Source organism: Pseudodesulfovibrio halophilus DSM 5663, assembly GCF_059568665.1.
Genome location: NZ_JCANTV010000010.1, coordinates 152,187 through 174,542 on the forward strand (window position 1 = coordinate 152,187; position 22,356 = coordinate 174,542).

General features: G+C 57.5%; 18 protein-coding genes and 1 tRNA gene. 3 read left to right on the top strand and 16 right to left on the bottom strand.

Annotated features, from left to right (window positions below; translation table 11 throughout):
* Window positions 1–6: 6 nt before the first annotated feature.
* From BR24_RS07590 to BR24_RS07650, 13 genes are all read right to left on the bottom strand, one after another.
* Window positions 7–1,782, bottom strand: coding sequence for an amino acid ABC transporter permease (locus BR24_RS07590; protein WP_496540897.1), 1,776 nt, complete (start codon window positions 1,780–1,782; stop codon window positions 7–9).
* A 74-nt stretch (window positions 1,783–1,856) separates the two neighbouring features.
* Window positions 1,857–2,684 carry a transporter substrate-binding domain-containing protein gene (locus tag BR24_RS07595; protein ID WP_496540898.1) on the bottom strand — a complete coding sequence of 276 codons (828 nt, stop codon included), beginning with the start codon at window positions 2,682–2,684 and terminating at the stop codon, window positions 1,857–1,859.
* 70 nt (window positions 2,685–2,754) lie between these two features.
* Window positions 2,755–3,483, bottom strand: a complete 729-nt coding sequence (locus tag BR24_RS07600; protein WP_496540899.1) for an amino acid ABC transporter ATP-binding protein — start codon at window positions 3,481–3,483, stop codon at window positions 2,755–2,757.
* Between the two features lie 190 nt (window positions 3,484–3,673).
* The gene (locus BR24_RS07605) at window positions 3,674–5,041 is read right to left on the bottom strand and encodes an L-serine ammonia-lyase (RefSeq protein ID WP_496540900.1); all 1,368 of its coding nucleotides are present in this window, start codon (window positions 5,039–5,041) and stop codon (window positions 3,674–3,676) included.
* Window positions 5,042–5,076: 35 nt separating this feature from the next.
* Window positions 5,077–5,850 (bottom strand): substrate-binding periplasmic protein, encoded by a 774-nt coding sequence (locus BR24_RS07610; RefSeq protein ID WP_496540901.1) that lies wholly within the window; start codon window positions 5,848–5,850, stop codon window positions 5,077–5,079.
* 272 nt (window positions 5,851–6,122) lie between these two features.
* Window positions 6,123–7,052 (bottom strand): diguanylate cyclase domain-containing protein, encoded by a 930-nt coding sequence (locus tag BR24_RS07615; protein WP_496540902.1) that lies wholly within the window; start codon window positions 7,050–7,052, stop codon window positions 6,123–6,125.
* A 311-nt stretch (window positions 7,053–7,363) separates the two neighbouring features.
* Window positions 7,364–7,873 carry a C40 family peptidase gene (locus BR24_RS07620; RefSeq protein ID WP_496540903.1) on the bottom strand — a complete coding sequence of 170 codons (510 nt, stop codon included), beginning with the start codon at window positions 7,871–7,873 and terminating at the stop codon, window positions 7,364–7,366.
* 19 nt (window positions 7,874–7,892) lie between these two features.
* Window positions 7,893–8,456, bottom strand: coding sequence for a BON domain-containing protein (locus BR24_RS07625; protein ID WP_496540904.1), 564 nt, complete (start codon window positions 8,454–8,456; stop codon window positions 7,893–7,895).
* A 16-nt stretch (window positions 8,457–8,472) separates the two neighbouring features.
* Window positions 8,473–9,423: a pseudouridine synthase gene (locus BR24_RS07630; protein ID WP_496540905.1), complete on the bottom strand. Its 951-nt coding sequence runs from the start codon at window positions 9,421–9,423 to the stop codon at window positions 8,473–8,475.
* Window positions 9,424–9,432: 9 nt separating this feature from the next.
* A complete protein-coding gene (locus tag BR24_RS07635; RefSeq protein WP_496540906.1) occupies window positions 9,433–10,734 on the bottom strand; it encodes a TRAP transporter large permease in 1,302 nt (433 codons plus the stop codon).
* A gap of 1 nt (window position 10,735) precedes the next feature.
* Window positions 10,736–11,221 carry a TRAP transporter small permease gene (locus BR24_RS07640; protein ID WP_496540907.1) on the bottom strand — a complete coding sequence of 162 codons (486 nt, stop codon included), beginning with the start codon at window positions 11,219–11,221 and terminating at the stop codon, window positions 10,736–10,738.
* 58 nt (window positions 11,222–11,279) lie between these two features.
* A complete protein-coding gene (locus BR24_RS07645) occupies window positions 11,280–12,341 on the bottom strand; it encodes a TRAP transporter substrate-binding protein (RefSeq protein WP_496540908.1) in 1,062 nt (353 codons plus the stop codon).
* A 34-nt stretch (window positions 12,342–12,375) separates the two neighbouring features.
* Window positions 12,376–14,016, bottom strand: coding sequence for an FG-GAP repeat domain-containing protein (locus tag BR24_RS07650; protein ID WP_496540909.1), 1,641 nt, complete (start codon window positions 14,014–14,016; stop codon window positions 12,376–12,378).
* A 169-nt stretch (window positions 14,017–14,185) separates the two neighbouring features.
* Here BR24_RS07650 and BR24_RS07655 point away from each other — a divergent pair, with 169 nt between their 5' ends.
* Both BR24_RS07655 and BR24_RS07660 read left to right on the top strand, forming a co-directional pair.
* Window positions 14,186–15,442, top strand: a complete 1,257-nt coding sequence (locus BR24_RS07655) for an RsmB/NOP family class I SAM-dependent RNA methyltransferase (protein ID WP_496540910.1) — start codon at window positions 14,186–14,188, stop codon at window positions 15,440–15,442.
* A gap of 157 nt (window positions 15,443–15,599) precedes the next feature.
* Window positions 15,600–15,676: transfer RNA gene (locus BR24_RS07660), tRNA-Asp, on the top strand.
* 14 nt (window positions 15,677–15,690) lie between these two features.
* On the opposite strand, the gene BR24_RS07665 is transcribed toward BR24_RS07660, so the two are convergent.
* From BR24_RS07665 to BR24_RS07675, 3 genes are all read right to left on the bottom strand, one after another.
* On the bottom strand, window positions 15,691–16,791 hold the full coding sequence (locus BR24_RS07665; RefSeq protein WP_496540911.1) for a tyrosine-type recombinase/integrase: 1,101 nt from the start codon (window positions 16,789–16,791) through the stop codon (window positions 15,691–15,693).
* A gap of 174 nt (window positions 16,792–16,965) precedes the next feature.
* On the bottom strand, window positions 16,966–18,228 hold the full coding sequence (locus BR24_RS07670; RefSeq protein ID WP_496540912.1) for a hypothetical protein: 1,263 nt from the start codon (window positions 18,226–18,228) through the stop codon (window positions 16,966–16,968).
* A gap of 345 nt (window positions 18,229–18,573) precedes the next feature.
* The gene (locus BR24_RS07675) at window positions 18,574–19,383 is read right to left on the bottom strand and encodes a hypothetical protein (protein WP_496540913.1); all 810 of its coding nucleotides are present in this window, start codon (window positions 19,381–19,383) and stop codon (window positions 18,574–18,576) included.
* A 129-nt stretch (window positions 19,384–19,512) separates the two neighbouring features.
* On the opposite strand from BR24_RS07675, the gene BR24_RS07680 reads away from it, so the two are divergent.
* Window positions 19,513–22,356: CHAT domain-containing protein (locus tag BR24_RS07680; RefSeq protein WP_496540914.1), on the top strand; the 2,844-nt coding region annotated here is incomplete at its 3' end.

Sequence of the window (22,356 nt, forward strand, 5' to 3'; positions counted from 1 at the left end):
TGCGGGCTACATTTCGAGCCGCACCTTTTCCGGGCTGAGCTTGTTTTCGAGGTGCTTGGCGTAACGGCTCATGGCGAAGCAGCAAAGGAAGTACAGCACCGCGATGGTGGTGTAGATCTCGAAGGGGTACAGCATCAGCCGGTTGTTGATGGAGTAGGCGGCTGTAGTCAGTTCGGTCACGCCGATGATGTAAGCCAGCGAGGTGTCCTTGAAGGCGGCGATGAACATGCCGACGATGGCCGGGAGCATCTGCTTCAGGGCCTGCGGCAGAACCACCTTGCGCATGGTCTGGAAGTAGCTGAGTCCTGTGGACTGGGCCGCCTCGACCTGCCCGGGCGGGATGTTCTCGATGCCGCCGCGGACGATCTCCGCGATGTAGGCGCCGAAGAAAACGGTCATGGCCCATGTCGCGCTCCAGAACACGCCGATCTGCGATTTGATGATGATCGGCAGGAAGAAGTAGACCCAGAAGATGACGATGATCAGCGGGTTGCCGCGAATCAGTTCGATGTAGGCGGTACAGGGAACGCGGATGGCGTTGTTCTTGGAGGTGCGACCCATGCCCACGAACAGTCCTATGACGAAGCTGACCGATATGGAGAACACGGCCATGAAGATGGACATGGACAGGCCGCCGAGGCCCCAGAGAGGCTCGGTGCTGCCGCCGTTGGGGAAGCGCCAGATGAGCAGGGCTCGCAGGTTGTCCCAGATAATCTGGAAGTTGAAGGAGGCGATGCCCTTGATGGTCTGATAGATCAGCAGCAGAAGCGCGACCACGAAGATGGTCTTGGCGCCGTTGATAAGGGCCATGCGGGCCAGCCCGCGCATACGGAAGAAGAACTCCTGTCGCGGGGTAAGGTGCTTTGCTCCCTGTTTCTTTCTGGTCAGGCGCCGGATGGGGCGGGCGAACAGCTCCCAGACGAATTCAAATGGAAGGAAGAAGGCGTCCGCCACTTTTCTGGTGAAGGTTTTCTTCCCGGCAGGCATCAGCTTGAGCTTGGTGTTCACGAGGTTCAGCAGCCCCGCGATGACGAGTGAGAGCGAAAGGTAGATCGCCGTGGCGGCGGCCGTTGCCTCAAAGCCCGCGTAGGTCAGCGATTCGACTTCCTGCATGGACCAGCAGACTTCGGCGACGCCGAGCGTCATGGCCAGCGAGGAGTTCTTCATGTTGTTGAGGAACTCGGAGCCGAGCGGCGGGATAATTTCACGAAATGCCAGCGGAAGAATGATCTTGCGAAGGGTCTGGGCGTAGCTCATGCCCGAAGAGTAGGATGCTTCGAGCAGTCCCTTGGGGATGGACTGCATGCCCGCGCGGATGATCTCGGCCATGAATGCGGACGTGAAGATGCCAAGGCCGATGGTCGCGGCCCAAAATTCGAAATTGTACTCGAAAAGTTTGTAGCGGATTTCCTGCGGAAACGCGTTGGGCAGGGCGAAGTTCCAGAAAAACAGCTGGACCAGCAGCGGCGTGTTGCGGAAAAATTCGACGTAGGCCGAGGCGAATGCGTACACCGGCTTGAATTTGGAAAGCCGTGCCAGTCCGAAAAGGGTCCCCAGCCCGAGGGCTATCGCCGCCGAATAGATGGAGATGGAAATCGTCAGCTGAAGGCCGTCGAGCATGAGCAGGCCCATATGGCCGTACTGCGTCTCGTTGACGAAGACTCCCCAGTTGAAGTCATAGTCGAAGTGAAAGACGAAGCCGAAATAATAGACGGCCAGTCCCAGGATGAACAGCAGGGTCGTATTCTGGACCCATGTCTTTTCGAATAGTCTATTAAGCATGTGCTCTTCTTGGAAAACGGGTCCCGGGGCGTCCGCCCCGGGACCCGATCGTTACGATGCGGGTTGCCTGCGGCTTACGGCCACATTTCGATCTTGGAAGTCATGGGGAACGGCGTGTCGGAATCCGGACCGAACCACTTGTTGTAGATCTTCATGTAGGTGCCGTCGGCCCAGATGTCCTGGATGGTGAAGTTCACCAGGTCGCGCCATGCGGAATCGTCTTCCGGCAGGCCGACGCCGTAGGGCTCGTCGGAGATGAATTCACCGACCAGCTCGAACTTGCCGGGCATCTTGGAAGCCAGCGCGATGAGCAGGGTGGAGTCGGTGGAGATGGCCTGAACGCGGCCGGAGCGAAGCGCTTCGAACATTTCGACTTCGTTCTGGTAGCCGATGACCTTGGGGCTGTTGTCGCCCATGGAGCGCAGGTACTTCTTCACGTTGACGATGGAAGTGGTGCCCTGCATGGAGCCGATTTTCTTGCCGACCAGATCTTCGGGCTTGTCGATCATGCCCTTGGGCGCGAGGAACTTCTGACCGTCGAAGAAGTAGGTGATGGAGAAGTCGATCTTCTCGTCACGCACGCGCTTGTGGGTCATGTTGGAAAGGACCATGTCCACCTTGGGCGGGTTGGTCTGCACAAAGGAGATGCGGGTCTTGTTGTTGACCACGACCGGCTCGAGCTTTGCGCCGATGCGCTTGGCGATTTCCTTCGCCATGTCCATGTCGAAACCGACCCACTCGTTCTGGGCGTTGATGAAGCCGAACGGTTTGCCCTTGTTGGAAATACCGGCGCGAACGACCTTTTCGCCCATGACGCGGTCGTAGGTGGGACCGGCAAAGACCATGCTGGCCGCGACCAGCAGCATGGCGGCGGACAGCGCCATGATCTTGAGAACTCGCATAACCTCTCCTTCGGTTGTGGTTGAGTTGTCACCAAAGACTCTGCGGGCCCGGCCCGCAGGGTCCTGTTTGCTAATGGCTGAGAATCTTGCTGAGGAAGTCCTTGGTCCGCTCGTGCTGCGGATTGTGGAAGAATTCCTCAGGCGTGTTCTGCTCCACCATCGCCCCCTCGTCCATGAAGATGACCCTGTCGGCCACTTCGCGGGCAAAGCCCATTTCGTGCGTGACGCAGACCATGGTCATGCCTTCGCGAGCCAGCGACTTCATGACGTCGAGCACTTCGTTGATCATCTCGGGGTCGAGAGCGGAAGTGGGTTCGTCGAAAAGCATGATCTTGGGTTGCATGGCAAGGCCGCGCGCAATGGCGACACGCTGCTGCTGGCCTCCGGAGAGCTGGGTCGGGTACGCCCCGGCCTTGTCCGGAATGTTGACCTTTTTGAGCAGCTGCATGCCGATCTCGCTGGCTTCGCCGCGCGACATGCCCCGCACGAGCGTCGGGGCGAGGACGATGTTTTCCAGCACGGTCATGTGCGGGTAGAGGTTGAAGGACTGAAAGACGAAGCCCACTTCGGCCCGCAGGGTGGTCATGTTGGTGCGCGCATCGCCCACGTTCATGCCATCCACGACGATGTCGCCCTGCTGAATGGGCTCGAGTCGGTTGATGCAGCGGATGAGCGTGCTCTTTCCCGAGCCGCTGGGACCGCAGATGACAACCACCTCGCCTTTCTCAATGTCGAGATTGATGTTTTGGAGAACGTGGAGGTCTCCAAACCATTTGTTGACGTTTTTGAAAGAAATCACGTTTTTTCCTCGTTTCGATCCATTCACGAAAGACAAGGTGGGACTAGCAGAAAAGAGCGAGGCGGGCAAATTTTTTTTAAATGTTGTCAGGGGGGTATGCGTTATTGGCGCTAGGTGAAACGGTCAAAATTATAACGGAGTCATTGCGTGTTTCGCAGGTTGAAATGTATATTGTTCCGAAAAACGAAAATTAGCATTCTGTCATGGAGAGCGCGAGGCCGCCCTCGGAAGTTTCCTTGTACTTGTGCGACATGTCGAATCCGGTTTCCTTCATGGCCCGGACCACCTTGTCCAGATCGACCATGTGGTAGGCGGCCTCCACGGTGGTGGCTATGAGGTAGGCGTTGTACGCTTTCACCGCGCCCATGGCGTTGCGTTCAATGCAGGGAATCTGCACGAAGCCGCCAACAGGATCGCAGGTCAGCCCGAGATGGTGCTCCAGAGCTATTTCTGCTGCGTTTTCGGTTATCTGAAAGCGGTATCCCCGCGCATAGGCCAGCAGGGCGGCGGCCATGGCGGAGGCCGTCCCCACCTCGCCCTGGCATCCCACCTCCGCGCCGGAAATGCTTGCGTTGTGCTTGACCAGAAAACCGATGGCGCATGCGGCGAGCAGTCCCTGTCTTACCTCGTCAGTCAGTGCGCCGAGATGGCGCTTGAGGACGAACAGTATGGCCGGGATGACGCCGGCCGCTCCGGCCGTTGGCGCAGTGACGATGCAGTGTCCGGCGGCATTTTCCTCGGAGGCCGCCAGTGCGTATGCGTTGAGCGCTTTGACGAAGCCCGACCCTTGAAAATGGTCGTTTCGCGCATGTTGGTACATGGTAGGCGCCTTGCGGTAGAGCCCGATGGAGCCGGGGAGTTTGCCGCAGGTGGTGATCCCTTTCTCTACGGCATGCTCCATGACCTCGATGAGCGTGTCGAGCTTAGTGAATATTTCCGTCTCAGTCAGCCCGGTGACCGCCTTTTCGTTTTCGAGGATCAGCTGGTGCAGGCGGATGTCGTTTCGGGTCAAGTGCTCCTTGAGCGTTGCCATGCTTGAATACGGATACCGCGGTTCCCCGCGTTCGGGCTCTTCGTACCCCAGCCAGCGCAGAAACCCTCCGCCGATCGAATAGTATTCTCGCTCCAGAAGGGAATTTCCATTTTTGTCCAGAAGTCTGAAGATCATGGTGTTGCTGTGCGGATAATCGTGTTCCACCGCGTCCATGATGATATCGGAGACTGCAAAATTAATGAAATTGCCTGTAAAATCAAGTTCATGCTGCTCGGATGGGGAACGGTCGAGATTGTCGAGAACCTCGGGAGGGCAGTGCTCGGGGCTGTGTCCGAGCAGTCCGGAAATGATGGCCTTGCGCGTGCCGTGTCCTTCCCCCGTGGCGCTCAGTGAGCCGAAGAGGCGTACTTCCAGCCTTTCGGCGCGGGTTTTTTCCGCATCCGGCAGGGCACGGGCCAGCGTCATAAAGTCTGCCCCCGCCTTCATGGGGCCTATGGTGTGGGAGCTGGAGGGCCCCGGGCCTATCTTGAACAGTTCGAAAATGGAAGTGTTGATGGGCTGCATAGGGTCTCCATGACACAAAAATCAGCGTGTTGGAATCAGGGATTGTCCCCGTAGAAGTGTGGCAGGGCGTGCCCCCACTTGCGGAATATGGCCGACAATCTGCCGCGTCTTCGCAGGGTGGCCATTGCTTTCTCGTAAAGAGAGCGAACTCGCTTTGCCCGTTCGGAAGTGGAGAAAAGGGGATAATAGGCGCGGTGTCCCACGGGGCGTATTTCGAAACTGTCCATGTCGAACGGCGTCTTGGTTCTCTCGATGGACTGACGCATCAGCAGAATGTCGTCGATGTAGAAATCGGCTCGTCCGAGTACGACCATGCCGAGGCAGGCTTCACCGGTCAGCAGTTCAGTGTAGCGTATGCCCGGGGGGAAGTTTGCCGGCTTGTAGTAACCGTAGCGCCAGACAAGCTGGCGTCCCACAAGGCTTCTGGCGCCCTTCCATTGTTTTACAGTGTTTTTGCGGTAAAAGGCGTGGAACTTGTTTTCGTAGAGCGGGTAGGTGGAAGGCTTGAGGCCGCGGATTTCGGTGTCGTTGGCGAGCATGAAGTCCGCTTCACCCTGACGGACGAGCTCGTAGGCGCGCTCGCTCGGGGCGTATATGTGTTCAACGCGGATGTCATACAGCCCGAACGCTTCCTTGAGGATTTCGTGGTACAGCCCGACGCCGTCCTTTCGCGTGAATCCTTCCCAGGCCGGCCCCGCGCCGATCACCGTACGGATCGGTTCCGAGGCCAGAGCGGGCGCGCACAGAAGAATCTGGCAAAGCAGAATGAGTGCCGCAGAGCAAGAATGTCTGACATGAGGCCGGTGCACCGATGTGCTCCCTCCTGCTGTTAGCAACGTGACAATTCAATGGGGAGCGATGTCCCTACGACTCATCGCCCTGATCGTCATAAGCCGAGAAATGATGAAATGTAATGGGAAATACCGGTCTGTGCAAGAGGATGCACGCAAATCCTCACACAGTCCTGTGCAGTCGGACTTTCTGCAGATAATCGCTATTCATTGCTGCATTTTGCAGGAGGTTCCCTGAAGTGTTCGGAGAACGGTGTGGGATTGTCCCGGCGAGACGGCGGGTGAATGGACTAGCCGTGATTGCAGGGGGACAGGCAGTTGAAATGGTATCCGTTTTTTCCGGTGTCCTTGACCTGATACATGGCCTTGTCGGCTTTCTCGAGCAGGTCCTGCGCGCTGTCGGAGTTGTTCGGGTAACAGCTGATGCCAACGCTGGCTCCGATGCGCACCTCCCTTCCCTCCACCACGTAGGGAGCGCCGATGCTTTTGACTACTTCCTTTGCCAACTCTTCCGCCCAGTCGCGCCCCTGACAGTTGCCTGCGAGCAGGATGAATTCGTCCCCTCCCATGCGATAGGCGGTGCCGTTGTCGCCGACGCAGGAGATCAGTCGCTCGGCCACACGGGCCAGAAGGGTGTCGCCGGCCTTGTGTCCGAGGGTGTCGTTTACATCCTTGAAGCCGTCAAGGTCGATGAAGTAGACGAGAACACACCCGTCCTTGTCGCGGGCGCGGTCCACAACCATGGGCAGATCCCGCTCCAGCGCGAGTCGGTTGCGAACGCCGGTAAGGCCGTCGCGGAATGCCAGCACTTCCATGTTGGCGGCGTCGCCGACTTCATTGGCCACGCAGAAATAGGCGTTATGGTCCGGAGAATAGATCGCCTGCCAGTTCAGCAGCCGATGCGCGCCGGTGCGGTCGAGAAAACGGAACGAAAAGGAGGTGGAGCCGATGTCCGAGGTGATGAGCCGCTGCATGGCGCCGAGAGCTTTCTCACGGTCTTCGAAGTGGATGTATTCGATAAGGTAGGATTCCCTCAGGGATTCGGTTTCATGCCCGGTGACGCGCTCCCACGAGGGGTTGACGTCTTCGAACTGCCCGTCGAGGTTGATTACGGCAGCCAGTCCCTGCGACAGAGCCAGCCATGCGTACCGCTCGACCTGAAACAGGCGCTCGAGCATGAAAGGATCGCCGCATTCGTGTAAATACCTCTCGAAATCCATGATGTCAGGGCTATACAACAGCCATAGGCTTTTTCCAAGAGCGAAAGCTCAATGGCATGCTTCATTATAGAGAAAATCACGATCACGGGTCGTGAGCCGTTGCTAATGACGGAAGGCGAGGAGAAAAAATATTTCATCAACATTCTGTGGAAAATGATTGCAGACCGGTCGTTATGCCGTCTTCCGGTACTGGTCAGAACCCCGGTGCCCATGAGTATGTGGTGAGTCCCGCAGGATACTCGTTTTGTGGAAATGGCTGTTTGAACTTCGTGGTGAGAAGGGGGTGTGGGCAAAGCCCGAAGGGAGCCGGTTCAGTGGATGATGCGGCGAGCCCCGACATAGTGTTCGCTCCAGAAGGGATTGTCCAGCCTGGACTCCATGACCCGTTTTCCCGATTTGGGGGCGTGAATGAAGGTGCCTCTGTCGGTGACAAGGCCGACATGCATGCTTTTGCCGGTCACGACCTTGAAAAACACCATGTCGGCAGGGCGGATGTCGTGTCGCTCCACAAAAGTGCCTGCCGAATACTGCTTCCAAGACACTCTCGGGATGCGGAAGCCGTTTCGCCGGAAGGTCCACCACATGAGCCCAGAACAGTCGTAGCCCGCAGAGGGCGATTCTCCGCCCCATCTATAGGGTTTGCCGAGCTGGGTCTGCGCGGTGCTGATGATGGCCTGCGTTTCCGGGGTGGTGCGGGTCGATGCGCGCAGGGGCGGGGCCGGGCCGCCGAAGTCGGGCACGTAGGGGTCCACATGGGAGCACCCCGCCGCGAAGAGCACGAAAGCCGCGCAGAGGCAGAAAGGAGCAACGACGGCCTTCATGAAAGAATCTCCGCGGCGATCAGCGCTTGACCCTCAGGTAGGACTTCACGCCCTTGAGGCCCTTGACGTCGCGAACGTGGGCCAGCGCAGCGCTGCGTTCCGCTTCCGAGCCGACGATTCCTAGTACCACGGCGCGGCATTGAACCATGTAGATGTCCACGTTGGTGGACCAGATGTCCTCGTCCTGAATGAGTCTTTGCTTGATGCTCGCCATCAGCTCCAGCTCTTCTGCGGTGCCGCAGTCTGGGAGGTCCTTCTTGGGCAGCAGGTAGGATGTGACGGAGCGCACACCTTCCACACCTCGGGCGAGACGGACGGCCTTGTCGGCCTGTGCTTTGGAGCTGTACTCGCCGATGAGGTAGAGGTCGCCTTCATAGCTGGCGACGTCGTAATCCATGTATTTGATCTGGTCGTCGTCGAGAAACGCCTGCTTCACCTGAAAGGTGACTTTTTCATCGGCGTAAATCGTCTTCATGTTCCGTTCGTCCACGGCCGCTTTGTAAGGGGCCGCGCAACCGGAGACGATCGTCACGAGGCAGATCAGCATCAGAAGGCGCACGGCGTCAAACTGAGTCTTTTTCATGATGTGTCCTTTTGCTTTAGGGCTCACCATAGCCCGCAACAGCGCGTTTGCGCAAGGCGTCGAGCAGATCGTGTGCGGCCTTCAGCGCTTCGGGCGCGGGCTGGTGACTGTCCTGCCAGTCCGGAGGACATGAAAGATGGATCGGTCCGTGCCCCAGATCCGGGAGAACAAGGCCGAAGCAGTGCAGCAGGAGCGGAGGGCGGGAGCCGGGGAGGCCGTATTTCGGGTCGCCGAAGAGAGGAAACCCTCGGGACGCGAGCTGAACGCGCACCTGATGGGTCCTTCCGGTCAGCAGGCGCACGGCGAGAAGGCTTTCCTTTTCATCGGAATCGATGAGCGTTACTTCCGAGCGGGCCTGTTTGCCTGTCCCGGCGTGCACTTTTTCACTGCCGGGAGCTCCGGACTTTTCCATCCTGTCTTCGAGCATGACGGCTCCGGCATCCGGCCAGCGGCCCGCGACCCTTGCAAGGTAGAGTTTGACCACGCCGGAGCCGGCAAACGCGTCGTTGAGTTGCCGCAGGGCATTGTAAGTGCGCGCGGCAACCAGAAGTCCGGAAGTGTCACGGTCCAGTCGATGGGCGAGCGTGGGGCCGAAGGAGTCGTCGGGATACGCAGCCTTGAGGCGCGCGGCGGCAGAGTCGGTTATGCCGTTACCCCCATGGGCGGCCAGTCCGGAGGGTTTGTTGATGGCGATGATTTCCGTATCCTCGTGCATCACGTCGACCTCGGAAGCTGCCTCGGGCGCCGGGGCGCTGTCGTCCCGATAGGGCGGGATGCGGACGAGCTGTCCGGCCCTGAGGCGGTCGAAGGGCTTTTTTCGGCCCTTGTCCACCCGGACTTCTCCCTTGCGTATCCACTTCATGACGGCGGCTTTGGGCACATCGCGTCCGACGCGGCGTTGCAGAAACTGCAGCAGCTTCTGACCGGCTTCCGCTTCGCTGACGGTGACGTTCTGCACTCCGGGCACGGCGCGCTCCTACATCAGGCCCGGCAGCCAGGTGACCAGCCACGGGCAGAGCATCAGCAGGGCGACGCAGAGCAGGAAGGCAGGCAGGAAGCAGGTGACGCCCTTGAATACGTGCCCCATGGGAATGTCCGGTGCCATGGATGCGACGATGAAGGTGTTGACTCCCACCGGCGGGGTGACCGCGCCGAGGGTCGTCACGATTGTGATGAGCACGCCGAACCAGAGCGGATCGTATCCCATGGCCGTCACGACCGGAAAGAAGATGGGGATGGTCACCAGAAGCATGGCGAGCGCATCCATGACCATGCCGCCGATCACGTAAATGACGCAGATCATCAGGATGATGACGGTGGCGGGGATGTCAAGACTCGTGACCCAGCCCGCGGCCTCGAAGGGCAGGCGCGTCACGGCCAGAAAGCGTCCGAAGATGACGGCCCCGGCCACAATGACCATGATCATGCTGGACACGCGCAGGGTGTCCATGACCGAGCGGATGAAGTCTCCGAAGGAGAGCGTGCGGGTGGCGAGGCTGATGATCAGCGCCAGCATGGCTCCTGCCGCTCCTGCTTCCGTCGGCGTGAACAGGCCCATGAACAGGCCCCCCATGACGAGACAGAACAGAACGATCATTTCCGCCGAGCCGGGCAGGGACCGAAAGCGATCCCGCCAGGAGGTCCGTTCGCCTGCGGGACCCCAGTCGGGGTTGCGGCGGCAGAGGACGGTGACGGTGACCATGAAGAGCGTAGTGAGCAGCAGTCCCGGCAGGATGCTGCCGACGAACAGCGCGGCGATGGACTGGCTGGTCTGCAGTCCGATGATGATCAGCACCACAGAGGGCGGGATGACCACGCCGAGGGTCGCGCCCGCCGCCACCGACCCGGTGGAAAGCTCCGGGCTGTAGTTGAAGCGCTTCATCTGCGGCAGGGCCACGGTGCTCATGGTAGCGGCCGTGGCGGAGTTGGAGCCGCAGATCGCTGCGAAACCGCCGCAGGCCAGAACCGTGGCCATGGCGATGCCGCCCCGAATATGTCCCATCCATGCGTAGGCCGCCTTGTAGAGCCGTTCGTTCACGCCGGAGTAGAAGCATATCTGCCCCATGAGAATGAACAGCGGGATGACGGTCAGGCCGTATGAGGAAAAGACGTTCCATACTTCCGTCCCCAGCATGCCTGACGCGGCCTGCGGACCGAGGACTGCCATGAAGCCGAGGTATCCGGTGATGCCCATGGCGAAGCCGACCGGGATGCGCAGCGCGAAGATTGAAGCCAGCAGAATGGCGATGCCGAGAAGCCCAATGGTTGCCGGTTCCATGCTAGTGCTCCACTCTGCCGGTGACGGTGTTGAGAAAATCGGTCAGGAGAACGAATGCCATGGCGAGACATCCGGCGGCCGCGGCGAACACAAAGGGATGGTAGGCGATCCTGAGAGTCTCGGACAGCTCGCCCGTGGTCACGAGAAAGCCGGCCCAGTCGGCGGTTTCCAGCCCCGCGAGCAGGAAGAATCCGCAAGACACGGCTTCCGTCGCGGCAGACAGGATGCGCCGGACTACTTTGGGGTAGTGCTTCATGAGCAGGCCCACGGCGATGTGCGCCTTGCTTCTCTGAGCGTATGCCAGCGACAGGCCCGTGCCCACCGCTCCCATGAAGCCCATCATTTCAAAGGTTCCCTTTAGCGGCATGTCGAATGCGCGAAGGGTCATGTTGGCGCAGGCGAGTCCCATCATGCCTATGAGGAACAGGCCCGCGAGCCGTGCCAGCCAGATGCTCAGCGTATCGCTCAGGCGGTCGAGAATATCCATAATGAGTGAGGTGATGAAACGGCGCGCTTCCGTGCGGAAGCGCGCCGCAGTGCTCGTGTTATTCCGGGAACCGCTCTTCGTATTTGCCCTTGAAGGCCATGAGGTCCCTCAGGATGGCGTCCGCATCAAGGCCGGCCTTTTCAGCCTCGACCTTCCAGTCCTCGACGATTCCCTCGCCGATTTCCGCTATGCGAGCACGGTCTTCCTTGGCGAGCGTGTAGATCTCGATCTGATGGTTCTTTTTGGACCACTCGAGCGCTTCGTCGATGTGCGCGTCCATGTAATCGCCGGTCCACTCCGCCTGTTCGCGGCCGAGTTCGTCGATGACTTTCTTGACGTCGTCAGGCAGCGAGTTCCAGCGGTCTTCGTTCATGACCACGGCGAAGGGATAGACGGGCAGGTTGGTGATGGTCTCGTAGCGGCAGAGTTCCGCGAAGTTGAAGTCCTTGAGGACTTCAAGGGATGAGACGAGCCCTTTGACCACACCCTTCTGGAGGGCTTCCGGGGTCTGGGACATGGGCATCCCCACGGGCTTGGCGCCCATGAGTTCCAGCATCTTAAGCAGTGCGCCGCTGGCGCGCAGCTCCATGCCCTGAAGGTCTTCAAGGCTGCGGACAGGCTCTTTGCTCATGATATTGGACGGAGCGGATGTGAAGGTGGTGACCACCTTGACGTTCTTCATCTCGTCCGGCCGCAGCTTGTTGTAGAGATCCCAGAGGGTCAGGCTCGCGGTGGTAGCGTTGGTGAAGCCCACCGGGAGGTTGACCGAAAGCAGCGCGGGAAACACGCCCGGATAGTAGGGCAGGCTCAGGCAGCCGATGTCGGCCTGACCTTCGAGCACGCCCCGGTACATGTTCTTGGCGGAAAGCAGGGTCCCGCCGGGGTAGGTTTCCACCTTGACCCGGCCGTCCGTGCGCTTTTCGACCTCGTCGGCCCAGCGTTCCATCTGGATGCAGGGGAAGGTGGATGCGGGCGGGAAGTTTGCATAGCTGATCGTGATGACTTCCTGCGCCGTTTCGTCGGGCGTGCTGCCTGACGTGTCCCCGGCTCCCTGGTCCGAACAGGCGGCAAGTGCCAGCGCCGCGAACGCCAGCAGGACCGCAAGGTAACGTTTGAACATGATCCTCTCCTTCCGGAATATGTTGTGGTCTTGGCTACTTGTTCAGCTCGTAAGCGATCACGATCGATTTGCGGTCGCTGAAGTCCAGTGCGCCGGTCTGCTTGTTGAGCAGCACGCAGAGTTCCTTCTTCCCGTCGTTGTCGATGTCCTGATGCCCGAGGTCGGTGACGGTACCCTTGATGCGCCGGGTCTTCCAGGCGAGGTTCAGGCCGACGCCGTCCCAGAACAGGGCGTGTATCTCACCCTGCGAGTAGGTGTTGAAGCGGTCGAATACCTGACCGGCCATGGTGATGTCCTTGTTGACCAGCATTTCGTACTTCTTCGGATTGGAGATGGCGGCCGGCACCATGCGGAACGGAATGACGAGAAGGTCCTTGATCTGGTTGTCATCGGACAGGCCGCCCATTCCGTAAATCGTATCGGACACTTCGATGCCCACTACCGAGGAGTTGTAGGTCTCCTCGCTCTTGTACTGCTGCTCCGTATCGGGCGTGAAGACGCGCATGCGCTGCATCTCGTCGATAACCATGATCTTGTAGGAGCCTTCGTCGGGCAGGTAGTTCATGTTGAATATGTTCGCGTACTTGGGGCGGGGCAGGGTGCCGGAAAGCACAACGTCGCTGCCGTTGAAGTACGCTTCGTATATGCGTTTCGGGAAAGGCCCCTTCCTGCCCTGTTTCTGCGCAACCAGCGAGGGCTGGAACGTCGGGGGCAGGTTCATGGTGGCCAGATAGTAGCGGATGTCGTCCTTGAGCACCGTGAACTTGGAGTTCTTGAACGAGTATATGGTGGAGCGCGGGCGCTCGTGGCTTCTCGCTGAGACGATCAGCTCGGAGGAGCCGTCCCGGTCCAGATCGATGATGGAAAGCCGCAGCGGGTTGTTCTTGTTGGAACGGATCTCCGCCTTGTCCAGCGGTTCGAGCTTGCCCTGGCGGTAGCGGTAGGCATGCAGGTTGTGTTCGCTCAGGATGAAGACCTCATTGCTGCCGTCGCCGTCTCCGTCACCCACGACCATGCCGTATGAGGGGAACCGCAGGGTCTGGCTGCGCCAGCGTCCGGGCGTCTGCGCACCGCCTTCATAGCGAAAGTTCGGGTTCAGCGACATGACTTCGGGCTGAGTCACTCCCTGACTGGAAGCGGCGATGATGCTCTGGTTCTCCGGAGCCTCGCGCTTGGTGTTCTCGCGAGAAAGCTGAGCTATGGCTTCTTTCTGCTGTCCCATGCCGGGCCGCTGGTAGACCTCGCCCTGAATGCTCTCCGCGGACCGCTCGAGCCAGACCGGGATCTCGTTGATGTCGACCTTGGTCTGGTTCTTCCACTGGTTGCCGTTTTTGGCTACTGCCTGAATGAAGACGTCGGATTTGGAACCCTCCTGATCGATGGAGCACCAGATGACGGCGTCGGTGCCGAGCCGATCCGCGATGCGCAGCGCTTGCGCCTCGCCCTTCGGGATATCGACGCCCGAAGCGTTGACGTCCGCGGGGACATACTGCCCCGGCCAGGTGGCCTTTTTCTTCAGCTGCAGTTCAATGCCCTTGATCAGGTATTCATAGCTTTTGGGGCCCTGGTACTTGACAGGCAGCACTACGAAAGTCTTGGGAGACTGGGCCATGGCCGTAGCGGCGCCGAGAACGAAGGCCGACATGAGCACGGCCGTAACGAACTTTTTGAACATGCGTATCCTCCGGGGTCCGGACGGACCCGATTCATTCAGATTTCCTCCGCGTCTGCGGGATGGTTTATATAACAGGTAATGAAGCGCTATGCAAAGGAGCTCTTGGTTGCCAACATGATCGGATACGGGTATCCGAACCCGCGAGTCAAGGTGTTTTGCAGGAGGTTTCATGGCAGACGAGGCAAGGTCTTTCAGACTGACCGGAGCGGCGAGCGAGTGGCCGTTGATCGAAGCATTGCTCCGCGCCGAAGGGTTCGAGTTCGAAACGGAGCCGTTCTTCGACGGTGCGAAGCGACTTCTGGACGAGCCGTTCCCTCTCGGGCGCTCTCTGGCCGCAAGGTTCGGGCGTATCTATATACAGGACCGCTCGTCCATGCTGCCCCCGCTGGCGCTCTCGCCCCGATGTGGACAACGCGTGCTGGACATGTGCGCGGCACCCGGCAGCAAGACGGGGTTGCTGGCTTCTCTTGTTGGCCCGCAGGGGGCCGTCCTCGCCTGCGAGCCGGGTGAGCGCATGGGAACCCTGCGCGCCAACCTGCGGAAAACCGGATGCGTCAACGCGGGAACCGTGCGGTCCCTCGCGCAGGACCTTCCGCTTGAACCGGAAACATGGAGTCACATTCAGCTGGATCCGCCATGCAGCGGATGGGGGACGGAGAGTCGCAACCCCGGGGTGCGCGACCAATGGACGCCTGAGCGACTGGCTCCTCTCAAAGCCCTTCAGCGCAGGTTGCTGGCGAAGGCGGCTGACCTTCTCGCTCCGGGCGGGCGGCTGGTCTACTCTACCTGCACCACCAACCCCGAAGAAAACGAGTCCCAGGTAGTATATGCCGCTGATGAACTTGGGCTTGAGCCTGAGACGTTGAGCCAGCCCGAAGGCTTCGTGTTTGCGGAGCCACGTGAGGGATTGAGCGGTGTTCTCTGCGTTGCGGAGGAGTCCATAGGACAGGGCTTTTTCGTAGCCTCCTTGCGCAAGCCGGGTGGGATGACGGAGCCGGAAGACGTCCGACCCGAGAAGGTTAAGGCGGAACTGCGACTGGATGGAATCTCCGGCGGAGCTGTCCTTGATTATTCGAATCTGCCTGCCGGGGCGTCCGTGGAGCATGATGGCCGGGTTTTCTGGGTGCCGACGAAGCTGGGCGGTCTGCTTCCGCAGGATGTGAAGTGGCAGGGCTGTCGCCTCGGTCGCATCGGCGGAAAAGGTGATCGCAAGAAATTCAAGCCGGATGCCGGGCTGTGGGCCGCGCTGTCGCTGTCGCCTTCGACGCATGCGGTTGACGCCGACATTGAAGACCTGACTCGTCTCTTGAGCGGTCAGGGTTTGCCCGCGGGAAAGGGTGCCGGGTCCTGCGGCCTGTATTGGGAGGGGCTGCGTCTTGGCTGGCTCTCTCGAAAGGGCAACCGACTGCTTTGGCAGGAGAAGTGATTTGCGCCGCCGAATGAGGAAAAAACAGTTTCGGTGAACTTTTTTTGAAAATATTGGTTGACAAGAAACGCGAGTTGGGACATACCTCTTTCCGCGCTGAGGCAAACACCTCAACGCCGGACCGAACGGTGCTTAACCTGTTCGATCTTTGAAAAGCGGAGCCGTAGTTAAGCTGGTTATAACGCCGGCCTGTCACGCCGGAGGCCGAGGGTTCGAGTCCCTTCGGCTCCGCCATTAAAATCAAAGGCTTAGGAGATTCTCCTAAGCCTTTTTTCTTTGCTGGTGGGCCCTTCGGTGGGCCCTGATATCTGGCCGGGGTCAAGGCTTGCCTTCATGCCGCCCTGCAATATCTCAAGGTGGGGGCGGATCGGCTCCATTCCCCGCACATAGCGTTCCGTTGTCGCAAGCTTCTTGTGTCTGAGGATTTGCTGAATAGCGATCATGGGAACATTGTTGTTCGCCAGAATCGACGCCGTAAGATGCCGTATCGCATGGCAGCCAAACGGCGTTACCCCAGCCTTGCGGCAGAGCTCCTGCGGAAAGCCCCGATTCTCGGTATAGGGCTTGTGCTGAAAACGGCCCGATGGCTGTACGAACACCCATTCGTTTACCGCCTGCTGTCTGTGTTCCAGAAGCGTCCGGTATAGTTCATCCGTCATGGGTAGCCACTCATATTCCATGGAGCCGTCCTGACGCTTTCGTGTGCCAAGCCGTAGCCTTCTTCCGCCGAAATCAACGTCGTTCCATTGGAGCCGATAGAGCTCTCCACGCCTTGCCGCTGTATGCAGGAAGGTCAGGAGCAGGACACGGTTTTGCCCTTCTGCCTGAGCATAGACTTTCCAGAAGTCTTTTTCAGGCGGGATGTAACGGTTCTGACGTTGTTCCGGGAATCGCGGAACAGCTAGAAACGGATTCGAAGTCGGAAACCCTTCAAGGAACTTGATGCCGTAGTTCCATGCTGCTGCAAGGTTCTTGCGCTCCTTGTTGGTGGAATATCCGCTTTTCTCCTGAAACAGGGCTTGAAGGTAGTCCAGAGCGTCCTTCTTGCTGAAGTCCTGAGCCGCCTTGTGCGGATCAATGCTCTTGAAGAACCGTTTGAATGCCGTTCGTTTCTCGCTGTATGTCTTGGGTGCGAATTTGACCGCGTAATTCAGGTAGTGGTTCGCCAGTTCAAGCAAGGAGGTCGTGGGGATCGTCGGCTCTTCCGGCTTTGTCGTGGTCTGCTTCCTTTCGACTTCCCACGCCTTGGCGTCCGCTTTTGTCTGAAACTGCCGCCTGTATTTTCGACCGTCCAGTTTGACTTGCGCCATCCAGACGGTTTTCCCGTTCTTCTTCAACTTGTAAGGCATAATGCCTCCTGATTGCTTCGCCTATGAGGTTTTCAAAGAACAGGACACGACGACCTAGCTTTACACCGCCGTAACGGGCAGGATGCCGCATCACCGTGGACTCCGCAACCTCGAAGAAATCGGCGGCTTCTTTCGGGCTGAATTTGCGTCCAAGCTGAGTCGTCATGTCCATCTCTATTCTCCCTCGGCCTCGAAGTCGAAAATGGACTGCTTTTCAGGCGGGATTCCGAGTGCATCCGAATCAGCCGGAAGTCCGAATTTGAATCGGTCCGAATTTAAAATTCGGTATTTCAATTTATCCCTGTAATAATTAGATTTCTTTTCGGTGATGCTTTCGAGTAGTTCAGGCGGCGTCTTGCCGGAAATCGAAACCGCTTCATGGAAAACCGATTCCAGATCCACGGAACAAAGCGAATCGGGATAGAGTTTTCCATCCTCTTCATCCAAAGTGGCCGCAAGCGAAGTAGCCAGACCGACCAATTGGGCGCTTAGCTGCTTCTGATCATTGCGAATGGCCTTGGCTCTGATCGAAGGTACCGGATCATGCACACCGAGGTAGCTTTGCTGGACCTTCTTCCACCACGGCAGGGTGCGGCGTTGCGTATGGTGCTTGCCGTTTGTTTGGAATTTGAGCCAGTTTTGCGTGCAATAAGCCCAGACATTTTCAAGGCTCTTGAACGCATCCTCAATGCAATCAAGCCCGAGTGCTTTCAGCGCTTCGCGCCTGAGTTGGAACTCGACCCGAATGACCTTTTTGCCCTCAGGCACTTCTTCCAACTGCCAGATGTCGTACATCCACGTTTTCTTGGATTGAGATTTGATTTCCAGAGCCTTGTCATACAAGCGGGCACTGAGCTTGCCTTTACCAATGCTCATCCCTGAGAATTTGCGGTGCTGCATGTAGGTTGAATACTGCGTGGCTCTGGTGAAAGCCTTTTCGACAAGCGAAGGGTTCCACATGGTTTCAGGCATGAGCAGGTCCATGCAAAGGTCCATGCGGCTCGGCTTGGTCTTCAGCACTTTGGCTTCACACGCCTCAAGCCCGCTCAGTATGCTCGTTACTGAATCGACCAGCCCACGATGCCAAAGGGTTTCGGATCGAACTTCCACCATGGCGCTCGGCCGTTGCTTCGGGTCGATCCAATCCCCAATCCGTAGGGCATATTCTCGGCTCGTGAGTATCCAGCTGTAGCCGTTGGTGCCGTGCGGCAGGACGGAAAACGGAATATGCCGCTCTCGCTCGGGATCATAGATGAAGACAGGGCTAGGTTTTTGATCCTTTGCAGCACACGCCTTTGCGTCTTCCAGAATCTTGAATGTCTTCTCGTCCTTCCATTGGATATCCAGAGCCAGATTCAGGGAATCCACGCCGCTTGTGAGCACCTGTATACCCTTTTGGGGCCTCGTTTTCACCTTTGGAGGGGGGCTGATAGTCATTCGCCCCCCTTGAGAGGGCTGCCTCTGACGATTTCCGTTGGTTCGAGATTTGTTTCGCATGCGATTTGATTAGGAAATCGAACACGAAAGTACTCGGACACATCGAAAGAAAAAAATGTCCGGGTGCTCGGTTGGGCCGGGTGGTATACTGGCTGATTTTGCTCGCCCTTGTTGGGGCAGAAGAGCATGAGCGTCCGAAGAATCAAGGCTGCCCTGCGGCTCGCTCCCTGCGGTCGCTCGGCCTTGATTCCACGGCCTTGCTCATGCTGCGTGGGTGTCAGGCGACGGCGAGAGGGATGGCAACTTTTCAGCTCTGGCTCAAGGGATGGCTGGGGGAAGGCAGGGCTAAGGGAGGTCTCTCAAGGGCTTGTGACGCTTTCGAATCGCCCTGTAGAGGGCATCATCCGTCATTTCTGCTAGGTCAGGGTCATGTGGGCCTAGCCCTTCCTCTTGCGCCAAGGAGTCATAGATTCCTCTTATCTCAGGGACGTTCATTGGACAGCCCATGCGTTCGGCCATGGAATCGACAAACTGAGCCCAAGTGATCTTGCACTGTTTCGGAGTGAGCTTCGGCAAATCAGTCTGAAAAGCCTTGCCGATCCGCTCCAGCTTGGGTCGGTCAATAGCCAAGGACCATTCAAGAACCCATTGCGCTATCCGGGGTTCGGCAAGCACTGACTTATCGACCACAATAAGCTGACAGATCGTGTCCAAATCCCCGTGTCGCGCCTTTCTGAGAAGGTTGGGAGGATAGTCACCATACAGGGCAATGCATGGAACCCACACGAGAGCCATGAACGTCAGTTCCCCGGAAAGTTGCCCATCGGCGCTGAGCTCTGGCTCAATTTTACCTGCTTGCTCATGGAAATCCTGCATACGGAAGCCATCGGGTAAGGAAGCGTTGCCGTACGGCTTTTCGAATGGGCCAAGGTCATTCAGACCGAAGGACCGGAATATTCCGTCAGTCAGACGACGATGGTTTCGGTAAAAAGAAAGCCACTTGGCTAACTCGGCGCTTGCTATTGGCTTTTGCTGGCGCTCTGCCTCGCGTCTGAAATCATGGAGGCCGTAGGAGGTGCGCCATGAGGCGGCTAGGTGGCGGAGGATTTGGAACTGTATGCGAGAGCCAGACATTTGGTTGCAGTAGAACAGCAAAGTCCCTGACGCAAATGAAAGGAGCTGAGCGCAAAAGAGTCGGGAAACGCCCCTATTGCGAGGGAAGTATGGGTATGTCACTGTCTCGAAAATTTATATCCAATCGTCATTATTGCTGAGAGGGATCAAATGGCTTTTCTTGCGCGCATCGGTGCTGAGGCTTTGGTGTTGAACTGGAACGATGAACTCATCGAAAACCGGGTACTCGCGGACAGCGATGTGGATGCTATCCGTGAGCTTAATCTTCGCTACCAGGGGATATCCAGAAGTCCTGACCCTGAAGCACTGAAACGTGTGGGGGAAGAACTCTTCAGATGGCTTGATGGTGAAAAGCAGTCCCTCAGTGGGTTGATGCAACGACATAGAGCAGAAGAGTGGACATTTGAACTTCGGCATAACGGGGACATGGATGCGACCTCTTGGACTATACTCAATGCGCCCTGGGAAGTCTTGGCTGACGAAAAAGGCTTTCTTGCTGCCGACTCTGCAATGAAGTTTCGTCCGTTCAGGAGGATCGGTTCCCCCATGGAAAACGGCGCGCTGAACAAATATCGGCTCGGCATCGTCTTTATGGCTGCTGCTCCGGATGGAGTCGGAACATTGCAGTACGAGCGTGAGGAGTCGGAGTTCATTCAAGCCGTCGGGGAAAAACGAATTGACCTTAAGGTTGAGGAAACCGGAACCCTTGATGAACTTTGTGAAGTAATCCCTGAGGTTGAGTCTCCCCAAGTCCTTCATATTTCTTGTCATGGGACGGCAGGGAGCTCGGATGCACAATCTTGCGGCAGCCTCCTTCTGGAGGATGCCTATGGCGGAAAGCGTTATGTTGATGCTGACGAGCTGCTGCGCGAGATGGGGGACAACATGCCACCATTCATGTTTGTTTCCGCATGTGAAAGCTCTCGATCCGCTCAAGGTGCGGGGGCCCATTCCATCTGTTCCCGCTTGGCCCATGGCGGACAGCCTGCTGCAGTCGGGTGGGACGGAAGCGTCTATGACACTGCTGCAACCACATTTTCCGGACATCTATACCGTGCCCTGAGCACGAGACAGTCGCTGGAGACTGCCGTGGCGCAGGCCCGTGCCGCTATTTTGAACTCTGAGGATGCTTCCGTCACCCCCCACTGGCATATGGCGCGGCTTTGGTTCGGTCCCAAAGGTGGCGGTAAACTCGTTGCCGGAACAAAAAGGCGGCCGGCGTTCAGCCCTTCGGCACTTCATGGACAAAAGGAATTCCTTGATAAAAAAGGTCAGCGGGTGCCTGTTGCACCTCACCATATGTTCGTAGGCAGGAGGAAAAAGATTCAGGAATGCCTGCGAAGCCTGCGTAACGGGGAAAATGCGGCCGTCATGATTCAGGGAAGAGGGCGTCTGGGCAAGTCGAGTCTGGCCGCTCGGGTGGTGAACAGGATGGGTGGTTCCCTGCATCCTGTAATCATCTATGATGATACGCCTGCCGGATACAGTGCCCTGTCAATCTTACAAGCCATCAAAGATGCCTTGATTGATCCTCAAGTTAGCCAAATTGTAGAAAAATATTCCCAGTCCGTGCAAGAGGATCCGGGGCAGCTGCAGTATGCACTGGCAGAAATCCTTCGCGGCCCATGCAATGGAGCCGTTCATGATGGCGATACGCCGATCCTTATGGTTATCGACGACCTCGAAAAGCTGCTGGATGAGGCTGAGGGCCCTGATGCGAAAGGAAAATATCGTTTCAAAACTTCAGAAACCCGAGAGACGATGCAGGCGGTGCTGAAAGCGTTTAGCAGGTGCGACAGTGAAAGCCGTCTTTTGCTTACAACCCGGTTTCCTTTCGCTTTGAACGGCATGGAGGAGAATATTTCAGTTGTCCAACTGTCTTCTTTCAAAAAAGAAGCCCAGGAGAAACTTTATCACGTTCAAAGAGCCTACGCCTTGGAAAGTAATGAGCGCATGGACGAGTCGGAGAAAAAAGAGAGAGACGAACTCCTCAAGCAGTCACTTGCTCTTTCCATGGGCAACCCGGGACTCCAAAATCTTCTTGGGGAGCGCCTGGCCGCTTCACCTGAAATGCCTGTCGAGCGAGTCGAAGAAGTATTCAGTGAGATACGTGAGCATCTGGAAGGTGAAGGGACTCAGCTGTCTGAAGAAGTGGCCGAATTCATCAAGAACCTTGCTTTGGAAAGATTACTTGGTGAGGCAGGGGAGAGCGGGAAAGCTCTTCTTCAACTCTTTACGGTGTTCACTATTCCTGTTCCCGAGCGTTTCGTGCGCAGGGTTGCGGAAGATGTCGGCGGAAGTGTTGAAAAGCTCAAAAACCTTGGACTCTGGGACATTCATCCAGATGTCTTTGATAATAGTACCCTAGCCTTGCAAGTTCCTCCCATGCTTCTGAGTTTGTTGCCAGAACCGGATTTGAATACCTTGAAGCGTGTTTTCCGGGATCATCTGGATTATTTGCTACTCCTTTGGGGAGGAGAAGATAGAAGCAAAACTCCGCCGGTAACAGACGTTCAATTGACCCGCTTCGGATTGTTGGTGGAACATGTTGATGTCGTTGAATGTTGCGCAACATATGCAATTAGTGCTGCCTCGAGGAGTGACTATCGTGGCGCAAGTCGTCTTGGAGAAGAAACGGTTGATTTGCTTGGGAAGAAGGGACGACAGGTCAATGTAGATATTCTTTCAAAGACGGCTGAAGCCGCTTTTGGATGTGGAAGTGATCGTACGGAAGAGCTTTTCAACAGTCTCCACAACGAATTGGAAGCGAAGTGGGAAAGCACTGACAAGTCATTTGTCGGCGCATTTTTGCGATTGGGAGATTGGTTGATTGAAAAAGGAAAATTGGACCAAGCGAAGAAATGCTATGAGAAAGTCGCACATGAGAAAGATTTTGCAGATGAGCGAGAATGCGCCATCGCGTATGGCAAAATAGGTGACATTCTTTTTGCTCGTGGCGATTTGGACGAGGCGTTGCGGATTCGTCGGGAGGAG

What these genes read in the sequence shown, in the direction of transcription:
- BR24_RS07590 (WP_496540897.1), bottom strand. Translation starts at nt 1,782, where the DNA reads ATGCTTAATAGACTATTCGAAAAGACATGGGTCCAGAATACGACCCTG.
- BR24_RS07595 (WP_496540898.1), bottom strand. Translation starts at nt 2,684, where the DNA reads ATGCGAGTTCTCAAGATCATGGCGCTGTCCGCCGCCATGCTGCTGGTC.
- BR24_RS07605 (WP_496540900.1), bottom strand. Translation starts at nt 5,041, where the DNA reads ATGCAGCCCATCAACACTTCCATTTTCGAACTGTTCAAGATAGGCCCG.
- BR24_RS07615 (WP_496540902.1), bottom strand. Translation starts at nt 7,052, where the DNA reads ATGGATTTCGAGAGGTATTTACACGAATGCGGCGATCCTTTCATGCTC.
- BR24_RS07620 (WP_496540903.1), bottom strand. Translation starts at nt 7,873, where the DNA reads ATGAAGGCCGTCGTTGCTCCTTTCTGCCTCTGCGCGGCTTTCGTGCTC.
- BR24_RS07625 (WP_496540904.1), bottom strand. Translation starts at nt 8,456, where the DNA reads ATGAAAAAGACTCAGTTTGACGCCGTGCGCCTTCTGATGCTGATCTGC.
- BR24_RS07635 (WP_496540906.1), bottom strand. Translation starts at nt 10,734, where the DNA reads ATGGAACCGGCAACCATTGGGCTTCTCGGCATCGCCATTCTGCTGGCT.
- BR24_RS07640 (WP_496540907.1), bottom strand. Translation starts at nt 11,221, where the DNA reads ATGGATATTCTCGACCGCCTGAGCGATACGCTGAGCATCTGGCTGGCA.
- BR24_RS07645 (WP_496540908.1), bottom strand. Translation starts at nt 12,341, where the DNA reads ATGTTCAAACGTTACCTTGCGGTCCTGCTGGCGTTCGCGGCGCTGGCA.
- BR24_RS07650 (WP_496540909.1), bottom strand. Translation starts at nt 14,016, where the DNA reads ATGTTCAAAAAGTTCGTTACGGCCGTGCTCATGTCGGCCTTCGTTCTC.
- BR24_RS07655 (WP_496540910.1), top strand. Translation starts at nt 14,186, where the DNA reads ATGGCAGACGAGGCAAGGTCTTTCAGACTGACCGGAGCGGCGAGCGAG.
- BR24_RS07665 (WP_496540911.1), bottom strand. Translation starts at nt 16,791, where the DNA reads ATGCCTTACAAGTTGAAGAAGAACGGGAAAACCGTCTGGATGGCGCAA.
- BR24_RS07670 (WP_496540912.1), bottom strand. Translation starts at nt 18,228, where the DNA reads ATGACTATCAGCCCCCCTCCAAAGGTGAAAACGAGGCCCCAAAAGGGT.